The sequence below is a fragment of the Curtobacterium sp. PhB190 genome (genome assembly GCF_004365385.1).
GTDB lineage: Bacteria > Actinomycetota > Actinomycetes > Actinomycetales > Microbacteriaceae > Curtobacterium.
The window spans coordinates 12,270-32,605 of the sequence record NZ_SODN01000009.1 but is presented as its reverse complement, the minus strand read 5'-3'; the positions used below and the strand labels follow the sequence as shown (position 1 = coordinate 32,605).

The following is a 20,336-nucleotide window of genomic DNA, read 5'->3' as shown; positions in this document are numbered from 1 at the left end:
GTGTCCTTCAGCTGCAGGTGGTCAGGGTGCGTGCGAGCGCGTGCTCGTCGTCGGTGGCGATCGACAGCTGCCACTTCGTGGCCACGGTCACGAACGACGCCGCGTAGCTGCAGGCGTCGCCGGTGTTCGCCGGCATCCACTCCGCGGGCCCGGAGTCGGACTTCTCTTCGTTCGCGGGCCCGTCGACGGCGACGAGGTTCGTCGCCTGGTCGTTGGCGAACAGCTCACGCTGCGCAGCCGTCCACGACGCGGCGCCGTGCCGCCATGCGTAGGACAACGGGACGCGGTGGTCGATCTGCACGGCGAGGCTTGACGTGTTCCCACGCTCGAAGACGATCGTGCGGCCCGTGTACGGGTCGTGGAGCGTCCCGGAGAGCACGACGCACCCGTGGGTGCCCGGCTTCGTGACAACGGCTGTGAGGTCGCGGCGGAGGACGTCGTTGCGGGTGTCGCAGCCGTTCCGGTCGGTGTCGGCCCACGCCTGACCGAACGCGTTCCGGTCGTAGTCTGCTGGCACGTACGCGTCGGAGATCTCCAGGCCGCGGAGATCCCGCAGCGCTTCGGCCGCGGACACCGTGCTCGAGGGCGACGGCTGCCCCGTCGACGTCGACCGGATCTCGCCGGTCGCGGTCGTGGGGTGCGCGTAGGGTGCGGCGATCGTGCCGACAGCCGCGGCCGCGAGTAGGGCGGCCGCCGTGACGAGCTGCTGCTTCGTGCGGCGTCTCACTGGGGGCCCCCTTCCCGGTCATCGTGGTGGTCCTGCGGCGTAGTGACGTCGTGGAGGATCTGCCGCACCCGCGATGGGGAGAGGCCGGCTTCCTGCGCGACACGGTGGTGGCCGACCGTCAGGGCGGCCTCGGCGATCGCGAGGTCGCGTGCTTCTCGGGCGGCCTTGTACGCGGCGACGGTCCGGTGCACCTCGTCAACCCCGCCCGTGACAGCGTCGACGATCTTCCCCACGACGCTCACCAGACCCGCACCGTCAACGGGTGCCCGGGCCCGCGCGTCGAGACCACGAATGACTGCACCTCAAGCGCGTAGGGAAGATCAGCAGCGGCTGCGAGCCAGGGCACCGCCCAAGTCAGCACATCATCGAGGGTTCGGAGGTCCGCGCCCGACTCGTGTAGTTCGGATGGCATCTGCGGGCCGGACCGCAGCGTCCACTCGCGGCACGACGGGTGCTGTTCAAGGATGATCTTCGGGTGCGGCAGCAGCCCGGGGTCTTCGTCCCCGATGTTGGTCCGGTCGGAGAGTTGATTGCGGAACACAATCCGGCCGCGGAGGTTGCCGTGACCACCGGCTGCGGGGACAAAGGCGGCATCGACAATCGGGCCCGTCCAAACAGCCAATGACGGTGACAAGCGGTCACCATCTGGATCCAGGGGATCGAGGTCGGTTCCGACTTCGAAACGCCAGACCGGTTCGGTTGCGTCGATCCACTCGAGCGCCGCGCCGAGGGTCCTGGTTCCCACATGGATCGGTTTGTGCGTGTCGAGCGATCGCGGCACGCTTCGGAACACGTACAAACGATCCGGACGAGTGGGGTCCGGGAACACGGTGTAGTCGGGGAAGGCCGCGCCGAGTGACGGGGAGTACATGTGCGACTTCGCCGCAGTGAGCTCCCCCCAGGCAATCTGGGTGTCATCGCGGAGCTGGGTGACGCTCGCGAAGTCGAGAGCGGCTGCGTCGAGTGGCATGCCGAATCTGCTCATGAGGCGTCCTTGCCGAGGGTCAAGGGCTCCGTGGTGGAGCCGAGGTCGATGTGCTGGTGCGAGCAGGGGTCGGAGAACTGCCGGAGGTTCGACAGCTGCGTGTTGGGCCGGCACTGCACCTGCCCTGCCTGGGAGCCGTGGGGCATCACGGTGTCGAGCCATTGCAGGAACTCGATGTCCTGCTTCCCGGAGCCGAGGAGGACGTTCCCGCCGACGGCGTTGAAGTCCACGGCCACGGCCGGGTTCTTGCAGTGCAGCGACCCCGACGTGCAGTGCGTGCCGATGCCGACGCAGGGACGATTCATGTCGGAGATCTGCACGGAGCCGTACTTGTTGAGCGCGGCGACGAGCAGCTGCAGGATGCGAGTGTCGACCTGGCAGCCGTCTTTCGTAGTGCCGTCGACGATGGGGAGGATTTCCTGCTCCACCATCTGCGGGTGGTACGTGTCGGTGAAGGTGCCCTTCACCCACGCAGCCTTGAGCGTCTTCGCAAGCTCGACCTGGTCGCCGGAGACGTCGCAGCCGGACGTTGTCGCGGCGCCGGTGACGGCGGCGACCATCTCTTGCGCGCCGGTCCAGAACTTCGCGTAGTGGTAAGGGTCGGCGTTGACCTGCACCTTGTGCGCGGCGAGCGTCGGTTCGAGCGTCTCCCAGTCCGGGACCTTGACCAGCTTCGCCAGGAACGCCTTCGCGGCCTTCTCCGGGTTCAACCGGTCGGCGCGCTCTCCGTAGCTGGAGTCCTGCTGCAGGACACCGATGGTGGTGTTGTCGACGGCGTCGCCGTGGTTCAGGTTCGTCAGCGACGACTCACCCATCGCCGTCATCACAACGATCGTGGTCGCCTGCTCGTTGACCTTCACCTCGTGCGCGGCCGCGACGAGCCGCGCGGCCATCTTCACCTGGTCGGCGTCCCACGTGCCGACCTTCTTCGGCAGGTCCTTCGTCACCGCTCCGGTGTCGCCGGCGCCGGTGCCGCACGCCGCGGCCGCGGACGAGCTGCCACCGGAGGCTCCGAGGAGCATCCCGATGAACAGCACGATGACCGCGACGGCGCCGACAACGAACTTGACCATGTCAGCCGTCCTCGCCGGGGAGGATCGCGCGGAGCACCTTCCAGGAGCCGTTCACCTGGTTGAGCTGCACCGTGTACGTGCCGGCGTCGGTGGGGACGTCGACGATCGCGGCGCCGTTGGTGCCGCCGTCTTCGAGCTGCACCGTGCCGGAGAGGGTGGTGCCGGGGACCGCCTGCTGGCTGGTGCCCTCGTACGCGGCCTGCGCCTGCGTGGTGAGGTACGGCATCCATCCCTTGGCCCACGCGTCACCGGTGACGCGCTTGTCGACGTACGCGGACACGAACCCGGAGGCTGCTCCCGTCGCGGCGCCTTCCTGCGCGGGTGTGATGGCATCCTCCGCGTCGGCGGGGGCGGTGGGTTGCGCGGACGCGGTCACCTGGCCGGGGCCGGTGATCTTCGGCTGCTCGGCATCCGCGGTGGCTGTCGCGGACGGCGCTGCTCCTGGGACGGACACCTGCGGCTGCGACGACGTCGCGTCGGAGTCGGTGCTGGCACATCCGGTGAGGGCGGCGGCGATCACCACGGCGGTCGCGATCGCGACGCTGGGGCGGGTCACTTCGTCACCGTCCCGGTGAGCGCGGCGGAGGTGTCCGTGATCTCCTTCTCGAGCTCGGACCGGAAGTGCGCGATCCGCACCTCGGCGTCGAGGCCGACCTTCTTGAAGTGCTGCCCCTTCGGCAGCGTCATCAGCTGCTCGGCGGCGCCGGGCTTGAGGCCGGCGATCTGCGCGGCCGCGACCGCGTCGTCGGCCTTCGACTGCCGGAACAGGTGCATCGTGCCGGCTTCCTTGATGAACGCCACCGCCGGGTCGTCGGCGGGAATGTCGGAGATGTGGTGGATGTTCACCACATTCGACAGGCCGTAGTTCCGCGACAGCTTCGCGTTCGACTGGATGACTTTCCCCATCGGCCCGCCGACGAGGAACCAGCCCTCGTCGACGCAGAACGTGGTCTTCCACCCTTCCTCGGACCGGCGGATGGTGCCGAGGGTCCACGCGTTGGCGAGCATCATCGCGATCGACACCGCGGGCCCGTCCTCGGGCAGCTGGGAGATGTCGAACACGGTCAGCTTCTTGCCGAGCTTGACGCTCGAGGAGGTGTCTCCGTCGAACAGGCCGGGCAGTTCCTCCGGGAGCCGCTCGAGGATGAACCGGACGGTGAGGCCAGCTTCGTGCATCCGCTCGAGCGCGGAGGGGCTCAGCTGCTTGTGGAGCTCATCGCTGATGACGCCGGCGTGGTCGAGGACGTCGTAGATGTTCGCGACGCGGCCGCGGTCCTTGGCCTGTCGGACCCCGTTCTGCAGCGCGATCCGCAGCGCCTTCAACTCCCACGTGTCGAGCGGCGTGCCTTCGTTCAGCAGCGTCGCGGTCTGCTGCAGCACCTGCAGCGCACCGGCGATCCCGGGAACGTCACGGGTCTGCCACAGGGCGGGGTCGAGGATGTTGATCGTCACACCCTCGGGGTTGCCCAGAGCGAGGAGGATGCGGGTGCCGTCGGCAGCCTCGGCGGTGGTGGTGTACTCCCCGTACGGCTGCGTCGGCGAGATCTGCTTTTTGTCGACGACGACCACCCGGCGGCCGAGGAGCGTCAGCGCGCGGAGGACGTAGTCGCACTTCATCAGCGTCGACTTGCCCACCCCGACGTCGCCGATCGTGACCACGTTCGCCGAGTCGACCTTCCCCATCGCGTACGCCTGGAAGGGGTCGTTCACGGATGGGGTCTTCGACAGCGTCTCTACCCCGGACAGCAGGCCCTCGAACTGCATCGGGGACTCCAGGATCGCGCCGTTGAGGATCTCCGCCTGTCGCGATGTCGACGGGGCTCCCTTGACGGGGCCGCCGTAGTAGCCGGTGCGCTTCAGCGGCCACCGGCGCGGTTCGACGTAGCCGCGGGGCTCCAGGCGCGGGAACTCCCAGTCCCCGACCGGTAGCGCCGCTTCGTCCGTGCTGAGCGTTGCCAGATCAGACATCGGTTTCGCTCCCTTCGGTGAGCAGGTTCCGCGTGTTCTCGCCAAGCACGAACTGGTTCGGCGTGCCGAAGTACTCGGCGAGCTCGGCCATCACGGTCGACTTTCCGAGGCGCACGACTCGGCGGGGCGGCAGCATGGACGTGTCGAGGAACCGGGTCTGCGCGGTGGTCGTCGGCGGCGTCGAGGTCCCGTTGGACGGGATGTGGCGGATGAAGGCTGGTGTGTTCATCGGTTGGTTCCTGTTCGTTCAGCGGGTGTGGCGATGCGGCCGGTCACAGGGCTTCCTTCGCTTCCTTGCCCTGCGCGAACTGTTCGACCTTGGAGCCGATCGACACGTTCGCGGGGGCGATGCCGCGGCCGACGGGCCAGGTGAACGCGTTCGCGGTCGCGGAGTCGACCTCGAGCCATTCGAGCTTCCGGATGCCAGCACGGCTGGCGGCGTCCTCGAGGAGCTCGGACACGTCGGCCAGGCCCCGTTCGGTGCCGTCGGTGATGGTGATGTAGCCGACCCAGTTCGCGCCGGCGTGCCCGGTACCGGGCTTGAGGTCCATGTGTCGGCGCGCGGCGGCGTCTGCTTCCACGTCGAGCGCGACGTCTTCGAGCTGGCCGTCCTTGCGGCGCTTGATCTGGTCCGCGGTATCGGAGACCCGGTCCTGTTCGGCGAGGTGGCGGGCTTCGTCCTGCGGGGATCCTTCGATGTGCCACGCGATGGTGCGGACGACCTGCTGCTGCATCCCGCCGAGCAGCGGCGCCATCCACAGCGCGTTCCGCTCGATCACCTCGAGGTTCTTCGCTGTGACCCGCGCCGTCCTGGACAGCGACACCGACACCTGCCCGCCCTTCGGCGCGCCGACGTAGGTGGTGTACGACCAGGCGTCTTCGGAGGGCAACCACCCGCTGGTGGGGGTGACGTCGGCGACCTGGTCGATCGGGAACCCGGGGTGCTGCATGTGCCGGATCACGGCAGCGGTCTGCCGGGCCGAGAGGGCGTGCACGTTCTCGAAGCCGGCCCCAACGAGCAGGCGCCGCATCCCTTCGATCTCGTTCGCCATGAACAGCCGCCACCCGAGGGCGGCGTCGCCGAACCGTGCGGCGCGGTTGACGAACCGGTCGGTGACCGGCCACGACACGGTGAACATGGGCCGCTGCATCAGCTGGCCGGCGGCGACGCCGTCGATGACGTCCTTGTAGGAGTGCAGCAGCTTCGCCGGCACCGACGGGTCACCGTGCTCGGCCATCCATGCCTCGTGCTGGGCGGAGTCGGTGGGCATGTCCCGGCTGATCGACTGGATCCGCTTGGCGAACCCGAGCGGGTCGCCGAGGGATGCCAGCACGGTGGAGAACCCGGCGGAGGCGACGTCGAACACCTGGTCGGTTTCGATGCCGGTGACCTGCCCGGTCGTGGCGAACGTGACGGCGAGGTACTCCTCCCCTTCCGGGGTCTGGTGCCACTGGATGCCGGGCTCGCCGACGCCGTCCTGCAGCCACAGCATCCCGGTGACCCCGTCCGGGTTGTCCCGCATCGCGTGGAGCTCCTGCATGGAGTCCCGCTTCTCCTCGCGGGTGGCAGCCTCCGCCCACCGGTCGGTGAGCATGTCCCACCCGTCCTGGTCGTACGGGACGAACTTCGTGGTCCCGCGCTTATTGCGTTCCTTCCACCGGGCGGCCTTCATGCGGCGCTGCAGGATGGTGTTGTTCGCCGTGTCGATTGTCGCGAACCAGGCAAGGCCGATGAGGACCACGCCGATTGCGAGTGCCCACAGGCCGATGATGAACACCAGCACGAGAGTGAGCGCGATGCTCGAGCCGACGGCCCAGAGGCGGGCCTTGGAGATCCGGCCCCCGAACAGGCCACGGTGGGCGCTGTCGCCGCCGATGATCGAGGTACGCATGCTCATGCCTCCTGGTGGGTGCCGTGGTCGACGGCCTGCTCAGCGGCCGTCGACGCCGCCTGGGAGGCCTGCTGCGCGACCTTGAGTGCCGAGTTCGCCAGCAGCATCCCGACCGCCAGCGGCGCACCGACACCGGTCGACGCGGTCCCGGCCGCGGCCGCCGCACCACCGGTCGCACCGCCGGCGCCAGCAGCGCCCACGCCGGCCTTCCCGGCGGCCCCTGCCGCACCGCCGACGGCGTGCTTCCCGGCGGTCCCGGCAGCGTTCGCGGTCACGTTGAGCCCGCCACCACCAGCAGCACCACCACCGGCGCCGCCGGCGGCGGCCTTGCCGGCAGCGCCGATCTGGGAGCCGCCGTACCCGTACCCGCCGGCGGGCTCCGCCGGCGCGGTCGGCATGTTCCACTGATACCCGCCGCCACCGCCGCTCTGTCCGCCGGGCTGGGCGGCTGCGGTCTGGTGCGCGGACTGCGGCGCGTGGGAGGGCATGTTCGGGATCTGCGGTGCCACCTGCGGCGGCGTGAACCCGCTACCGCGGGCGGTTCCGGCACCGCCGCCGGGGCGAGGAATGAACTTCAGCATCGACAGCGGCGCGAACACGACGATGAAGGAGATGACCGCCGGCACGGCGAGGTTCACGAACGTCTGGATCGGGTTGACGAGCTTGCCGAGGGTGCCGGGATCAGCGGTGATCGAGATCCCGTTGATGGCCCGGAACGCCAGACCGACGAGGAGGATCAGCGCGACCTGCGTGATCCCGATGACGAGCCAGATCACCGGGACGGCCTTGCCGATCTTCCGGGTGTCCGGGTTGACGATCCACACGAACCCGAGCGGCAGGACCGCGCCGACGAGGTACTGGGTGGCCAGCTGCAGGATGAAGATGAACGCCACCCCGAGCAGGCTGAGGAACAGGGTCCCGAGGACCACGATCGACACCACGGCCGATCCGAGCAGTGCGCCCGCGTCGCCGTCGGCTGCGAGCTCGGCGATCTTGGTGAAGAACTCCTGGGTGGTGGAGTTCACCGCCCACTCCGCGATCGAGTCGCCGGCCGCGGTGAAGACCTTGGTCAACGCGATACCGATCACCGGGCCGAAGGCGGCACCGATGAGGAACGCGGGGGCGGCGACGAAGATCGACTCGATCAGCTGCTTGGAGCCGAGGGAGCCGTTCTTGCGGCGCAGGGTGATGAACAGCAGCTGCAGCGCGAGAACGAACATCGACATCGAGAACGACACCGCGTAGGACTTCAGCCACCACTGCGCGTCGTAGTTCGGGTGCAGGGCGCTGAGCAGCCACGGGATGAGGACCCCGGCGACGGCGTGCACGGCGTCCTGGATCTGCTGCGTGATGAACCCGAGCGGGTCCTGGGCGAACTCGATGCCCTTCTTCACACCCTCGACGACGCCCTTGCCCTTGGCGAAGACGCCGGAGATCCACGACAGGCCTGTGGCGACTGCGTTACCGCTGCCGCAGACGATTGCTCCTCCTTGGCATGCCATCAGCAGCCCTCCTTGTACTTGGTGCCGGACGTCAGGCCCTCGTCCCAGCCGGGAGAGGGGTCGGCGTCGGAGATGACCCAGCCCTGCGCGCTGGTGGTGAGGGTGAAGGTGCCGCCCGTGTACTGGTACTGGGAGGCGCTGTCCTCGGCGGGGTCGGGTTTGCCGTTCGTCGTGGTGAGGCCGGCGAACGCGATGGTGACGGTGGTGTCGGTGCTGTCCCGGACGAGGTACGCCGAACCGGACAGGTCGACGCCGTGCGTCTGCCCGTCGTCGTAGCCCGACTTCGACAGGTCCGACGCGGCGAGCATCGAGTGGGCGGTGCCGTCCGTGACGTCGTTGACGGTCTCCCGCAGGTTCGGTCGACGGTCGGGGTCCGCTGCGCTGTAGAGCTGCATGAATGCGCCGAGGAACTCCGCGGCCCCGGCCGGGGTGAACTGCTTCTGCTCGCGGAGCTCGAGCAGATCCTTCGACGTGATGCCGACGCCGGCGACACAGCCGGACGCGTAGTCGACGCCCTGGACCGGGGCGGCACTGCCGGTGCCCGTGGGGGCCTTGGTGCTCGCCCCGGCCGGGGTGCGGGTGGTGTTCGGCGAGGCGAGGTTCGTCACGGTGACGCCGACACCGACCAGCACCGCCGCGGCGACGATGGCGACTGGGATCAGCCACCACTTCCGGCGGCGGCGGGTGCTGGTTGCGGGCTGCTTACTCATGGGCGATTCCCCTCGCTGGTGTGGACGGATCAGCCGTTGACGGCGCTGAGGATGAAGCCGAAGATCGCGGGCACCATCACCGCGGCGCCGGTCATCACGGACGTGCCGATCACGGCGCCCTTGGCCTGCTCGGCCTTCTGCGGCATCTTCGCGTTCTTGAAGTGCCGCAGGGACGTGACGGCGCGGAGGAGGAAGAAGGCGCAGAACAGGATCACGACGAACCAGATGCCGCCGAGCGCGAGCTTCCACTGGGTGGTGAAGTTGTCACCGAGCCACGACGGGTCCGGCTTGACGCCATCGAACGGGTTGATGTCGGCGTTACCCGCGACCACGTGCAACGGGGTGTGGGTTGCGACGACGGCACTGGTGGTGATGTTGATCACCGGGGCGAGGAGTGCGCTCATGAGACAAGGCCTTTCTGGGTTAGCCGGCGACGACCGGGAGGGCCGTTCCGGGGTCAGTAGTGGTGTGCTGGGGAGTCGGGGCTGCACTGCTGCTGCCCCGGGTCTGGGAAGCACCGGTGCTGCCGGTGCCAGTGGCCGAGGACGACGACGATCCGGAGGCCGACGGCGCCGGGGCCGGTGCGGCGGGCTGCGCCGACGCGGACGGTGCCGGCGAGGTCGTGCCGGGGTCGGTCGGCTGGGTCGGTGCTACCGGTGCCGGGTCGCTCGGCTGCGTCGGGTCTGCCGGTGCGGGCTCCGACGGTGCCGGCGTTGGGTCTGCTGGCGCGGGCTCCGGGTCGACCGGCGTCGGGTCTGCGGGTGCAGGTTCGGAGGGCTCCGGGACCGGATCGACGGGCAGTGTCGGGTCGGTGCCCGGGTCGGTCGGGTCCGTTGGGTCGGTCGGGACCGGGATCGGGTCCGCCGGGATCGGGTCGACGGGCAAGGTCGGATCGACCGGGAGAGTGGGGTCGGTCGGCTCGTCGACGGCGGCGACAACGCCGGGGTCGAGGGTGTCCGCGTGGCTGATGGCCGCGGGGCCGAGGACGAGGGTGGCGATCGCGGCGCTGGTGAGCGCGATGCGGGAGCGGGTGTGCATGGAGATCCTCACTGGTTGGTGGTGTGCTGGTCGGTGGACGGGTACGCGCTGATCCGGCCGTTGGTGACCGTGATGAGGTCCCCGCCGCCGGTCGTGGCGATCGGGACGACGGTGGGCGCGGGGCCGGTGCGGACGGTGTCACCGTCGAGGTAGGCGGTCTTCCCGGCGCTGTTGGCCCCGTAGAGGTGGTTCCCCACGAACCCGTCGGCGACGAATCCCTTCGGCAGCTGCACGGTCCGGCCGGACGTGGTGAATGCGGTGCCCTCGATCAGGAGCGCCGACCGGTCCTGGCTGGTCGCGATCGCTTCGTCCGAGCTGGTACCGGTCGTGCTGACGATCTGCCCGGTTCGGACGCTGTGTGCGGCGAGGACGCTGCCCTTGCCGTCCGTCTTCCACCGCACCCAGACCGTGTTCCCGGTCGCGACGATCCAGGAGGAGATCTCCGTCGCGTTCTTCGGGGCGGCAAGCTTCGCGGTGCGGGTGACGGTGCCGTTCGTGGCCGCGGTGAGAACTTCCCCTCGAGCGGATGCCCACAGCACCTGCCCGTTCGCGGTGCCGCCCATGATGAGCGCGCCCGGTCGGGGGAACGTGACCGGGACGGCGCCGTGGCCGGTGAGCATCGCTGCGGTGGTGTCGGTGGTCACGAACGGCACGCCGGCGCGCACCTGGAATTCGCCGCCGGTGGGGATCCCCGCCTCGAGCTGCACCTTCCCGGCACCCCAGACGGTCACGGCGCTCTTCGACGCGGCCGCGAGGGCAGGCTCACCGTCGACCGTCACCGCGCTGACGCCGCCAACGGCCTTCCCCGGCAGGGTGAGCGTGGCCGCGGTGCGGCCTGACCCGGCGTGCAGGACGGTGACGGTGCGCCCATGGGCGTAGCCGACGTAGTTACCGTCGCTGGTCACCCCGACCGCACCGGCCGCGCCGGTGCGCGACCAGGTCTGCTTCGTGCTCCAGCCCGGCAGCGTCGTGGTGGGCGCCGACGCGACCTGCGCTGTCGGGCTCTGCGTGTCCTGGTGGCCGCTGCTCGCCACGAGCGCCGCGGCTGCGGCCACTACGACCACGGCTGCCCCCGCCGCCCAGAGCCACCCGCGGCGGCTCAGGAACGGCTGCGGCTGGTCACCGTCCGCCGTGTCTGCATGCTCGTCGTTCTCGTTCGAGGCAATCGCCGGCGCGCGGTGGAACCAGCTGGCGAACAAGGTCCGCAGGCTCGGGTTCTCGTTCTCGGCGCTCGGGACGGTGTCCCCCTCGTCGCCGGTCGTGTCGTCGGCGGCGGCATCGGTCGGTCGTGCGCCGCGGCCGAACAGGCCACCGAACAGCACGCGGAGCGTCGGGCGGGCGTCCGGTTCACCCACGGGCTCGTCGTGCTCCACCTCGGGCTCGTCGAGCACCGCACTGTCGACGTCGCCAGTCCGCGCCAGTGGAGCGCGCTGGTCGACCTCGGCGTAGCCGGCGGCACGGTGCGAGGACGTGAAGATCTTCGACAGGTCCGGCATGCCGAGCTGGCGGCCGCAGCTCGCGCAGAACGGCGCGTCCGGAACCGTCTCGCTGCACTCCGGGCAGGTCACCCAATCCCGCTCGCCAGGAGGGGGCGTCTCGTGTGTGGTGTCCGTCATCGTGCTCTCACTTCGTGATCGTGATCGGAGTACCCAGCGGCAGCCCGTTGACGGCCGCGATCGCCTTCGCGGTCAGGCGAATGCACCCGTGCGAGACCGCCCCGGAGCTGGTCGTGTTGAAGTGCACCCCGATCAGGCCGCCGTCCGAGCCGCCGAACGGCTCGTCCTTCGCCGCGGAGTGCAGCGACGTCAGCTCGATCGGGTGGACGCTTTGCCCCTGCTTCGGGTCGAGGTAGCGGGCCTGCAGGTACCCGGTGACTCCGGTTGGTGTCGGGGTTGTCTTCGTGCCGACACCCACCTGGTAGGTGGCGACGTCCTTGCCGGTGACGATGCTGAGGGTCTGCTCGCTCACGGACACGACCACGCGCGACGGCAGGGCCTCCCCCGCGGTGAGGGCGTCAGTGCGGATCCACGCTGCGGTCTGCGCTGCCGCGTCACCGTTCGTGCTCGAGGGGAGCTGCTGGCGGGCCGGTGTCAGGATCAGCGTCCACGCGCCGTCCGTCCGGACCGGGACGACGGTCGTCGGGTCGTCGAGGAAGTTCGTTGCAGAAAGGTGCGCCACTGCACTTTTCTGCGCGGCACCGTAGAGGGCGACGTCCTTCGTGACCGTCGCCGATCGGGTCAACGCCGTGGTGTTCGTGCTGTCGTAGCGGATCAGGCCTGGGATCACCGCGTCGTACCGGGCCTCCGGCAGGGAGGCCACCTGGCCGGCGGTCAGAGCGTGGAACGGGCCGGGACGAACCGGGATCGAAACCGCAGTGCTCGGTGCCGCCGTCGGTGCAGAAAACTGCTCGGTCGGACGAGCCGCCACGGCGACCGTGATGCAGGTACCAACGACGACCGCTGCAGCGGCGGCCACGAGAACGTTCCGCGCGATGGTCGCGCGTGGGTGGTGGGTCAGGTGCAGGCGCGTGAGGGGTCGACGCGTCTGCACCTGACCGTCGTCGCCGTTGCCGACGACGGACGCGGAACCAGAGCCGTCAGAAAACTCGGTCCGCGAGCTCGGAGTTGCCGTGCCCTTTAGCTCAGCCACGGTGGCCCCTCCCCCGGGAACCACCGGTTGGCCCCCGTCTGGGGCAACACTAACTCAATTTGTCAAACTCGGCTAGTAAGACACCGTGGCATGTGCTAAGTCACACTTGGGACGTGCCGAGACCCCAGGACCCGCTAGACCCGACGGAGCCTGATCTCGACGTCGCCAGCGCGATCATGGGTAACCGAACGAAGGCTCTCGTTGTGCGGTACCTGTGGCTGAACGGTCCGACGCCGGCGTCGGAGCTTGTCCGAGAGCTCGGCATCCTCCAAGGCACCATCAGCGCTTCAATGCAGCAGCTCGAGCAGTGGGCAGTCGTCTCAACCGACGTTCCCGCCGATCGCAGGCACGGCCGTTCCGTCACCTACACACTCGACCGCGAACGCCTGCAACAGCTCATCGACCTGTGGCGCGCATTCGTCACGGACGGAGACTGGGGCTCCTAGTCGACGCTCAGCGCCGACCTACGGACGCTGTTGTACTTCTGCGTGCCCATCTCGCGGTAGGCCAAGATAAAACCCATGACGACGCAGATGGCGGCGAGGCCATTGATTGCCTGGTCTAGCCGGTACATCGGAGTGCTCTCGGCGAAGACTGGCAGCAGGACCGTGCCGATCACGCTCAAGAGGAAGCCCGCGGCGACGAGCATCGCGTTGCGGCGCCGTTTCTCGGATGCGGCTGTGTCTCGGATTGTCGCAAGCACGTGTGGGGCGAGTACCACGCCGATGACTGCCGGGTAGGCGTTCGCGAGGGTGTTGTACCAGACCACCAATGGGTCGCTCCGGTACGCCTCGAGCGCCGGGCTTGATCCGTGGGCACCGATGAGCGCGAGCATCACTGCCAGCGCGATCATGAAGGCGCCGAAGATGGTCCACCCCAGAGCGCCGTTCATACGACGCGCCAGCTGTGGCGCGCCGTTGGCGTCAGCGAGATCCACACACACGATGTTGAGCGAGAGGAAGAGCACTCCCTTGACGACGAGATCTAGGGCGTTGTTGTGCCCGACGTCGAGTGCGGTGTAGACCCCCGGAATCATCAGCGAGAACGACGCGGACAGCAGCAGGAACGCGCTGATCGCGCGAAGGTTGCGGCGCCGGTTCCACTGCGGAAGCCTCGTTACAGCCAACAGAGCAGCCGGAATTGCTACCGCAGCCATGATGACGGTCAAGCTGATGTTCACGTGCTCACCCCAGTGTCTTCCAGTAGTTCGCTTCCACCTGGTCAGCGCGGATCTTTCTCCGAAGCGTTCTCAGCCGGGCACCCGCGAGGTCGATCAGCTCCGTGTCAGAGGCCTCAATGAGGGCCGTGTCCCGCAGGGTTGGTGACCACCCTGCCTCCGCCGGAGACACAAGGCCAGTGACGACCAGCCCAACAGTGGGCGTCCCGTCCGCGATCGTCGCTGCCACGACTGCCTGCTCTGGACTCAGCGTATTCGCGCTGATGGCACGTGAGAGAGACGCCTTATCGAGCGTCGTGGCGTCGATCAACTTCGCCCGAAGGGTCCCGTCGGTGTCAATGGCATCGAACCAGTACCGGGTCGAGTCCTCGAACGGGAACGACTGCAGCTCGTACCCTGCCCCTCCGACCATCCGCGCGATCTGCGAGCGGCGCCGCTTCGAGATCTCGAGCAGGACGTCCTCGACCTCCACCTGGCTCAGCGCTTCGGGCGCCGACGGCTGGACCGCGTCCACCGCGGCGAACGCCGGGAAGCTCCGAAGATCCTGGACAGGGTTCCGGCCCAGTGCACGACTCACTGCGACCACGACCGACCATGACACGCGTGAGCGAAGTCGCTGCGCCCTGATCTTGCCGACGTTTTCCCCGATCAGATGCGCGAGCTCGCTGGACCGGGACGGTGCACCCACCATCACCAGCCATGCCGCGAACGCATCTTCCGAGAGCATGCTCTAGAGTACCATTCGACAACAACTTACCCTGGTTGACAATCTGCTCACGAGACCCGACTCGCAGCCCGGAACTACCGGAGGTCATCATGACTACTCGTAGCAAATTACAAGCGGCCGTCTCTGTTTACGACATTACCCCAGAGCTCATCTCGCACCTCGGTCCCGCCCCGGAGCTCGCGGCCGTCCGTTCCGCAAGCACCGACGAGTTCGACGCAGCGATCGAGGGCTGGTTGCCCGGGTACGCACAGTGGTCGAACGCAGCGTGACCGCGACCCACCGGCGCGCCTGCACGCCTAACCGCTTGTTAACGCGACAGACTGCGGCCATGGGTGTGAACGCCGGGACTCGACGCAACCGACTGCCGCGCGGGCAGAAGGCGGTATACGACCACGTTTCCTTCGCGCCGACCACGGCCGAGGACTTCGGACAGGCTGCCCGCGCTTCGGGCAACCTGTCCCTCTCGATGTACCTCGAGCGCCTGGCGCTCCTGGTCAAGACCGAGCACGGCGCCCTGCCGCTGCTGACCGACGACACCGCGGAGGCGCTCAAGAGGACCGCATAACGACAAAACCCCCGCCGAAGCGGGGGTCCGGGGCTTAGCCCCAAGTCATGTATCTCAGCACCTGGCACGACGCCAATCAGTTCAGGTTCTGAGGTTCCGAGAGAAGAAGCCCGGTTGGAGCCGGGAGCCTTCGTCGTACCGCCACCCCGAGAGGAGGAGGTGTCGCCATCGTAACGCACGTTGCTGCGCCTGGTACAGATCAATCTGCCCGCGTGTCCTCAACGGATACCGCCTGGGCTCTCACGCGCTCGATCGCGCCTCGTCGGTACGTGAACCGCATGATCGCGGAGGCTGACGGGATGGTCCGGTCGAACAGCTACCCGTCGAAGTTCCCGACTGCCGGGCGTACTCCCCCGTCGACGCCGTGGACGATCGATCTCACCGACCTTGATGGACGGTTCTGGTTCGCCGCGTTCGACCTCGACGCGAAGACCCCGGAGGACTTCGACCAGGCGGCCGAGGACCTTGGCGTGCTGGTGCGGATCCTCCGCGACGCGCAGGTGCCGCACGTGGTGTGCCGCTCGAGCCCCACGGGCGGGTTCCACGTGTGGGTGCCCCTCGCCGGCGTCGACAAGGCCACGATGGTGCAGCTCGCCGGCGCCGCGCGCGCTGTCCTGCCGTCCCTTGACCACGGGCTGCTCTGCAACGACCGCACGGGCGCCGTCCGCCCGCCCCTGACTCCACACGCACGCGGTGGCGCGTCCGAGGTGATGGCCGGTGCCGACGACGTCGACGTGCTCCGCACCCCGATCGTCACCGCCGGCGATCTCCTCCGTGTCACGGCCGCGTTCCGTGAGCTCCGGCCCACCGTGGATCCCGCGGACTCCTCCCCCACCGGGCCCGTCGACGCCGGTCACCGGGTGCACCGGTCCCTGCCGGCGTGGGGTGAGGCGCACATGGGAACCGTTGCCGGCGGCCGCGACCCGTCGCGCACCGGCTACCTGTGCCTGCTCGCGGCCGCGGTGTCCGGGTGGACCCTCGCCGACGTCGAGCACGCCGCGAAGACCGCACCCGGCATGGAGCACTACCGCACCCGCAACCGCCCCACCGGCGGCCGCGAGCCCCGCACCGCGGCGGAGGCTGCCGCGCGCCTCGAGCGGCAGTGGGCGAAGGCGCAGGAGCGGGCCGTGCTGTACCGGTACGCGCCCGAGGAACGCCAGCAGCGCGACCTGACCCAGCTGACCGGGATCGTCGACATCGTCGATGCCATGCTGCAGGCGTTCACCGCCTCCCCCGGCCGCTGGACCCGCACCGAGGCGGACCTGCACGACAGCACCGTCCTGACCCACCTCGCCTGGCTGTCCCTGCGCTCCGGCTCCCGCGACGTCGGCGCCGCACTCCGGTCCGTGGCGATCGCCACCGGGATCCCCTCGAGCACCGCCGACCGCTCACTCCGCCGCCTCCAGGCGGCCGGATGGATCACCCGCCGACGCCAGGCGGACGGCCCCAACGCGGCAGTTTGGCGACTCACAGACCGGTTTTCCACACCCTTCGTACATGTCGGGCCACTTCACGATGTGACCGCCCGCCCCCCGGCCGACCTCTTCGACACGAGAGTCACCCTCCTGGACGTGCTGGAAGACCGGCTCGATGCCGGACGGCACGACGTCTTCACCCGCGCAGGGCTGGGGCCCACTGCGCGCCGTGTCTACGAGAGCCTGACCACTGACGAGAACGCCCCCGAGGTCGTCGCTGACCGTGCAGGACTCCCCCGCGGCCGCGCACGTGCAGCGCTCGCACGCATGCGCCGCTGGACACTCGTGATTGCCACACCTACCGGCTGGCGTCGACGGCTCCAGGATTTCCGGACACACGTGGCCAAGCAGCTTGGAGTGGACGGGATCCTCCGGCGACGGGAACAGCAGTATGCCGACGAGCGCGACCTCTGGGCGTGGTGGCAGAACCACCTCATCCGCAAGGCCGGCCGTCGCGGCCGCGACCGCACTCCCACCACGCAGGTCGTCATGTTCCGATCCGTCGATGACTACGGCGGTCCCGAGGCGTACCCGTCATATCCATGCTCGGGCGACGGCCGAGCCGACCACCAAGAAGCCATGCGGTTGGTCCGACGCGGGATCCTGCAGGAGCTACGAGACACGGAGTTGGCAGCTTGAACGTATCAACTCCAAGTTAACAACTCCAAACTAGTAGTTGCTACTTTATAGCTCGGCCTGTAGGATCTACTTGGCAGCTAACAACTGCGAGTTGTTAGTTGACAGTTTTGACCTGTCAAGTACACTCTACTTAGGAGTTGCGAACTCCCAACTACGAACTTGCAGTAGCAAGTTGGAGGATCAGATGCGCATCGTTACTGTGCTCAACCAAAAGGGCGGCGTCGGCAAGAGCACTGTCGTCATGAACCTGGCGGCCATTGCCGCAAAGCACTCTCGTGTGTTGGTTGTCGACCTTGACCCGTCTCAGCGCACGCTCACTGACTGGGCGGAGACCGCCGACGAGCAGGGGATCGCATTGCCGTTCGACTTCACAGACGAGAACGATCCCGCAGTGCTTCGTCAGCTTCGCGCCGCCGACAGCTGGGACACGATCTTCGTAGACACGCCTGGCAACCTTGAACCCTCCGCGGCGGAGCGCATCGGCTTGGTGCTGGACTCGACCGACTTCGCGGTCCTTCCACTTGAGCCTCAGCCGGCGAGCATCCGTCCGTTGCTCCGGACGATCAAATCCCTCGTGGAGCCGCGGGGCATCCCGTATCGCGCTGTCATCAGCCGTGTGGGCCGCAACGAGGCGTCCTACGCGCGGAAGGACGACACTTTCACAGCCCTCGATGGCGCCGGGATCCCGCATCTGAACACCTGGATCCGCGAGTACATCGCCCACTCGGATGCACAAGGAACCGGCGAAGTCGTCACCAATTACGCGTCGACCCGCAACACGAGCCTCGCGGTGGACGACTTCATGTCAGCAGCGCTCGAGCTGACAACAATCTGGGCCAACGAAGGGAAGTAGTGATGGCACGCGCGAACCTCGCCGGCATCATCGGCAAGCAGGTAGAGACCGTTCCGGTGGCGGACACGAAGGCACCGCCGAGGCCTGCGGCGCAGTCGACGCCGGCGCCCTCGACGCCCGACTCGGACGTGCCCAAGTGGCTCACGTTCGAGCCGAAGCCCACGCGCCAGCGCCGCGATCAACTCGACTGGGTCGAGGCAAAGCGCAAGGAGCTGAATGCGCTCCGGGGGCGCGCGGGAGAGCGGCTGACTGACAACACGTTGATCCGTGTCGCCATCGACCTTCTGATCGTGAACGGCGAGCGGCTGCAGGGCACCACCGAGGCTGAGCTGCGGGCGTCCCTGGGCATCACCGACGACGCCCTGCCCAAATGAGTTTGCAGTTTGCAGTTTATAACTTGTGACTAGTAACCTTGAGCGTGGTTAGCTGCTGGTCTTCGCTGCGCTGTGGCTGCCTGGGTTGTGTTCGTTCTTCAACGCGGCCGCCGCAGCTGGAATGCCGAGAGGTCTCGTGCCTCCGGCTTCCAGTCAGCCGGTCGCGACTCGAACTCGGCCAGAGACATGGGGCTGGGGTCGTTGCCTTGCACGAAGGCCATCAACGCTTTCTCCCGCATGAACACCGCTTCACGCGGAGGCGTCGTGGACACCCCGCTGTGCGCGGCGACCGCGACCAGCAGTACCCGTGCCGACGCGAGGACCGCGAACGTTGGCGCACCGAACTGCTCCACTTCGCTCGACAGCTTCTCGTCCGTGAGCCCGTCCAGCACGCTCGGTAGGAACCACGCCTTCGAGTGAGTGCCACCGCTTCCCATGTTCCAGTGGTGTGCGTCGGCTTTGAGGTACCGCTTGGCGGCGTCGGTAGCGTTGAACATGACGTTCTCGCGGTGGCCGTCGTAGGCCAGCGACGGCGTGGACCCCTTGTGGAGCGGAGCGAGCTCGACGCCGTACCTCACGAGCATGGCGCGGAAACCTTCGACGCCCTCGCGAATCTCAGCGGCACGGTCGCCGATGACCGAACGAGGGAATGCCGCGGAGTTGCGCTCCGACCCTTCGAAGGCATCGAGCTGCCGGGCGAGGATTCGGAGCATGGACCGCGCCGGGGCTGCGTCAGCGTCATGGACGTAGCAAAGCGTCAGAACGGCCTCGATCAGCGCACGCTGGAGCGTCACGAGCGACGTTGACGCCGCGCCGGCTTCCATGACGAGCTGCATCGCATGCGCGTGTTCGTCGATCGCGGTCAGGAGGCGGGTGGCGTCCTCCAATGACTCGTCGGCCATGAATCGGAAGAATCCCGCGGTGTCTGGGTCGTCAATGCCGGCGACCCAGTGGATGAGCCGGCCACGGCCGGACGAGTCCTCGCCTTCATCCCGACGCTCCACGGCTTCGACAATGGCCGCGGCGACGTCTTCTCGAGTCCGTTTGAGTAGCCGGGCACAGTAGGCCGCTGGCGTAACTGCACTCATCGACTAAGCCTCGACGCGGGGGAGCGTGGGGTCGGGAGCCTCGGCGACCGGGTTCCGGTCGCCCGCCCGGTACACCGTCGCGCGTCCGATCCCGAACAGCTCCTGATGCGCGCTCGCGCCGACGCCGGCCACGACCCCGTGCCACTGACCCATATCCGTCTCGATCAGCTCGTCGACGTCGCCCTCGACGACTACCCCGACCATCACATCCCCCTCGAGACAACACCGACCGTCGTCCTCGGCAACGGTGAACTTCTCACCCGGAACCTCGTCGACAACGCCCTGAAATAGAGCGGCGACACCCCGTCGGTCCAGGTCCGCGACGCAACGCTCACCGTCACGGATCACGGACCGGGGGTACCCACCGCGCAGCGACGCCTCGTCCGGCAAGCCGGGTACGGCTCCAGCGAGGGCACCGGGACCGGGCTTGCGATCGTGGAGTGGATCGCAACAGTTCATCACACCCACCTCCAGCTCGACACCCCACCCGAAGGCGGCCTCCGCGCCACCCTTCGCTTCGATCCGCCGCAGGACGAAAACACCCGCATCGCGCTCCTAGCGCTGATCCGGTACACGCAGGTTGGGTACGACATAAGCACCGGAACGGTGTTCATCGACCGCACCCATTCCTGGAACGTAGATTTCAGCAGCGTGTTCGCATCACGCAGTGAGGCGCCCCTGCAGCTTGCCCGCGGCGGCCTGGACCTGCGCATCCTGGTCGACGCTTCCTCGATCGAAGTGTTCGGCGCCGACGGCCAGGTCGTTCTCACCGATCAGATCTTCCCGGACTCCACCAGCACCGGGGTCAGCGCGTTCGCCACGGGCGGCACCGCCCGCGTCGATGACCTCCGAGCCTGAACTCTGAAGTCGATCTGGAAGTAACGCGGAAACGAA

General features: G+C 68.2%; 25 protein-coding genes and 1 pseudogene. 8 read left to right on the top strand and 18 right to left on the bottom strand.

What is annotated here, in order from left to right; genetic code table 11:
* Positions 1 to 7: 7 nt before the first annotated feature.
* The 14 genes from EDF47_RS15435 to EDF47_RS15370 are packed head-to-tail and all read right to left on the bottom strand — an operon-like array spanning position 8 to position 12,544.
* On the bottom strand, positions 8 to 727 hold the full coding sequence (locus EDF47_RS15435; protein ID WP_133938598.1) for an HNH endonuclease family protein: 720 nt from the start codon (positions 725 to 727) through the stop codon (positions 8 to 10).
* A complete protein-coding gene (locus tag EDF47_RS15430) occupies positions 724 to 969 on the bottom strand; it encodes a hypothetical protein (protein ID WP_133938600.1) in 246 nt (81 codons plus the stop codon). The genes EDF47_RS15435 and EDF47_RS15430 overlap by 4 nt, the downstream gene beginning before the upstream one ends.
* Entirely contained in the window at positions 966 to 1,712 is a 747-nt protein-coding gene (locus EDF47_RS15425) for a hypothetical protein (protein ID WP_131881578.1), read from the bottom strand. Before EDF47_RS15425 ends, EDF47_RS15430 begins: the two co-directional genes overlap by 4 nt.
* The gene (locus EDF47_RS15420) at positions 1,709 to 2,785 is read right to left on the bottom strand and encodes a hypothetical protein (protein ID WP_131881576.1); all 1,077 of its coding nucleotides are present in this window, start codon (positions 2,783 to 2,785) and stop codon (positions 1,709 to 1,711) included. The genes EDF47_RS15425 and EDF47_RS15420 overlap by 4 nt, the downstream gene beginning before the upstream one ends.
* A gap of 1 nt (position 2,786) precedes the next feature.
* Positions 2,787 to 3,341: a hypothetical protein gene (locus tag EDF47_RS15415; protein WP_131881574.1), complete on the bottom strand. Its 555-nt coding sequence runs from the start codon at positions 3,339 to 3,341 to the stop codon at positions 2,787 to 2,789.
* Positions 3,338 to 4,753: a hypothetical protein gene (locus EDF47_RS15410; RefSeq protein WP_131881572.1), complete on the bottom strand. Its 1,416-nt coding sequence runs from the start codon at positions 4,751 to 4,753 to the stop codon at positions 3,338 to 3,340. Before EDF47_RS15410 ends, EDF47_RS15415 begins: the two co-directional genes overlap by 4 nt.
* Positions 4,746 to 4,982: a hypothetical protein gene (locus EDF47_RS15405; RefSeq protein WP_131881570.1), complete on the bottom strand. Its 237-nt coding sequence runs from the start codon at positions 4,980 to 4,982 to the stop codon at positions 4,746 to 4,748. Before EDF47_RS15405 ends, EDF47_RS15410 begins: the two co-directional genes overlap by 8 nt.
* 43 nt (positions 4,983 to 5,025) lie before the next feature.
* Complete coding sequence (locus tag EDF47_RS15400) at positions 5,026 to 6,651, bottom strand: hypothetical protein (RefSeq protein ID WP_133938602.1); 1,626 nt, start codon at positions 6,649 to 6,651, stop codon at positions 5,026 to 5,028.
* Complete coding sequence (locus tag EDF47_RS15395; protein ID WP_131881566.1) at positions 6,648 to 8,147, bottom strand: hypothetical protein; 1,500 nt, start codon at positions 8,145 to 8,147, stop codon at positions 6,648 to 6,650. Before EDF47_RS15395 ends, EDF47_RS15400 begins: the two co-directional genes overlap by 4 nt.
* Positions 8,147 to 8,857 (bottom strand): hypothetical protein, encoded by a 711-nt coding sequence (locus EDF47_RS15390; RefSeq protein ID WP_131881564.1) that lies wholly within the window; start codon positions 8,855 to 8,857, stop codon positions 8,147 to 8,149. The genes EDF47_RS15395 and EDF47_RS15390 overlap by 1 nt, the downstream gene beginning before the upstream one ends.
* A 29-nt stretch (positions 8,858 to 8,886) precedes the next feature.
* Complete coding sequence (locus tag EDF47_RS15385) at positions 8,887 to 9,261, bottom strand: hypothetical protein (RefSeq protein ID WP_131881562.1); 375 nt, start codon at positions 9,259 to 9,261, stop codon at positions 8,887 to 8,889.
* A 19-nt stretch (positions 9,262 to 9,280) separates the two neighbouring features.
* Positions 9,281 to 9,895 carry a hypothetical protein gene (locus EDF47_RS15380; protein ID WP_131881560.1) on the bottom strand — a complete coding sequence of 205 codons (615 nt, stop codon included), beginning with the start codon at positions 9,893 to 9,895 and terminating at the stop codon, positions 9,281 to 9,283.
* Positions 9,896 to 9,903: 8 nt separating this feature from the next.
* Positions 9,904 to 11,511, bottom strand: coding sequence for a hypothetical protein (locus tag EDF47_RS15375; protein WP_131881558.1), 1,608 nt, complete (start codon positions 11,509 to 11,511; stop codon positions 9,904 to 9,906).
* A 7-nt stretch (positions 11,512 to 11,518) separates the two neighbouring features.
* Complete coding sequence (locus tag EDF47_RS15370) at positions 11,519 to 12,544, bottom strand: L,D-transpeptidase (protein WP_165932454.1); 1,026 nt, start codon at positions 12,542 to 12,544, stop codon at positions 11,519 to 11,521.
* A 113-nt stretch (positions 12,545 to 12,657) separates the two neighbouring features.
* Between EDF47_RS15370 and EDF47_RS15365 the strand changes: the two genes are divergently transcribed.
* Positions 12,658 to 12,990: a helix-turn-helix transcriptional regulator gene (locus EDF47_RS15365; protein ID WP_131881554.1), complete on the top strand. Its 333-nt coding sequence runs from the start codon at positions 12,658 to 12,660 to the stop codon at positions 12,988 to 12,990.
* On the opposite strand, the gene EDF47_RS15360 is transcribed toward EDF47_RS15365, so the two are convergent.
* Positions 12,987 to 13,724, bottom strand: coding sequence for a hypothetical protein (locus EDF47_RS15360; protein WP_131881552.1), 738 nt, complete (start codon positions 13,722 to 13,724; stop codon positions 12,987 to 12,989). The genes EDF47_RS15365 and EDF47_RS15360 overlap by 4 nt on opposite strands.
* A 4-nt stretch (positions 13,725 to 13,728) precedes the next feature.
* Positions 13,729 to 14,448, bottom strand: a complete 720-nt coding sequence (locus tag EDF47_RS15355; RefSeq protein ID WP_131881550.1) for a hypothetical protein — start codon at positions 14,446 to 14,448, stop codon at positions 13,729 to 13,731.
* An 89-nt stretch (positions 14,449 to 14,537) separates the two neighbouring features.
* Here EDF47_RS15355 and EDF47_RS15350 point away from each other — a divergent pair, with 89 nt between their 5' ends.
* The 5 genes from EDF47_RS15350 (at position 14,538) to EDF47_RS15330 (ending at position 18,354) form a co-directional block, all read left to right on the top strand.
* On the top strand, positions 14,538 to 14,717 hold the full coding sequence (locus tag EDF47_RS15350) for a hypothetical protein (RefSeq protein ID WP_133938604.1): 180 nt from the start codon (positions 14,538 to 14,540) through the stop codon (positions 14,715 to 14,717).
* A gap of 59 nt (positions 14,718 to 14,776) precedes the next feature.
* Positions 14,777 to 15,013 (top strand): hypothetical protein, encoded by a 237-nt coding sequence (locus EDF47_RS15345; RefSeq protein ID WP_131881548.1) that lies wholly within the window; start codon positions 14,777 to 14,779, stop codon positions 15,011 to 15,013.
* Between the two features lie 278 nt (positions 15,014 to 15,291).
* Positions 15,292 to 17,127: a hypothetical protein gene (locus EDF47_RS15340; protein ID WP_133938606.1), complete on the top strand. Its 1,836-nt coding sequence runs from the start codon at positions 15,292 to 15,294 to the stop codon at positions 17,125 to 17,127.
* 184 nt (positions 17,128 to 17,311) lie between these two features.
* Positions 17,312 to 17,980 carry a ParA family protein gene (locus EDF47_RS15335; RefSeq protein WP_131847238.1) on the top strand — a complete coding sequence of 223 codons (669 nt, stop codon included), beginning with the start codon at positions 17,312 to 17,314 and terminating at the stop codon, positions 17,978 to 17,980.
* A gap of 2 nt (positions 17,981 to 17,982) precedes the next feature.
* The gene (locus EDF47_RS15330; RefSeq protein WP_207896290.1) at positions 17,983 to 18,354 is read left to right on the top strand and encodes a hypothetical protein; all 372 of its coding nucleotides are present in this window, start codon (positions 17,983 to 17,985) and stop codon (positions 18,352 to 18,354) included.
* Between the two features lie 98 nt (positions 18,355 to 18,452).
* On the opposite strand, the gene EDF47_RS15325 is transcribed toward EDF47_RS15330, so the two are convergent.
* Both EDF47_RS15325 and EDF47_RS20085 read right to left on the bottom strand, forming a co-directional pair.
* Positions 18,453 to 19,442: a hypothetical protein gene (locus tag EDF47_RS15325; protein WP_131847236.1), complete on the bottom strand. Its 990-nt coding sequence runs from the start codon at positions 19,440 to 19,442 to the stop codon at positions 18,453 to 18,455.
* Positions 19,443 to 19,445: 3 nt separating this feature from the next.
* Complete coding sequence (locus EDF47_RS20085) at positions 19,446 to 19,790, bottom strand: hypothetical protein (RefSeq protein WP_207896288.1); 345 nt, start codon at positions 19,788 to 19,790, stop codon at positions 19,446 to 19,448.
* A gap of 18 nt (positions 19,791 to 19,808) precedes the next feature.
* On the opposite strand from EDF47_RS20085, the pseudogene EDF47_RS20220 reads away from it, so the two are divergent.
* Both EDF47_RS20220 and EDF47_RS15315 read left to right on the top strand, forming a co-directional pair.
* A pseudogene (locus EDF47_RS20220) lies at positions 19,809 to 19,907 on the top strand (hypothetical protein); the annotation flags it as partial.
* Positions 19,887 to 20,300, top strand: coding sequence for a GH32 C-terminal domain-containing protein (locus EDF47_RS15315; protein ID WP_243650145.1), 414 nt, complete (start codon positions 19,887 to 19,889; stop codon positions 20,298 to 20,300). The pseudogene EDF47_RS20220 and the gene EDF47_RS15315, both read left to right, overlap by 21 nt.
* Positions 20,301 to 20,336 lie beyond the last annotated feature (36 nt).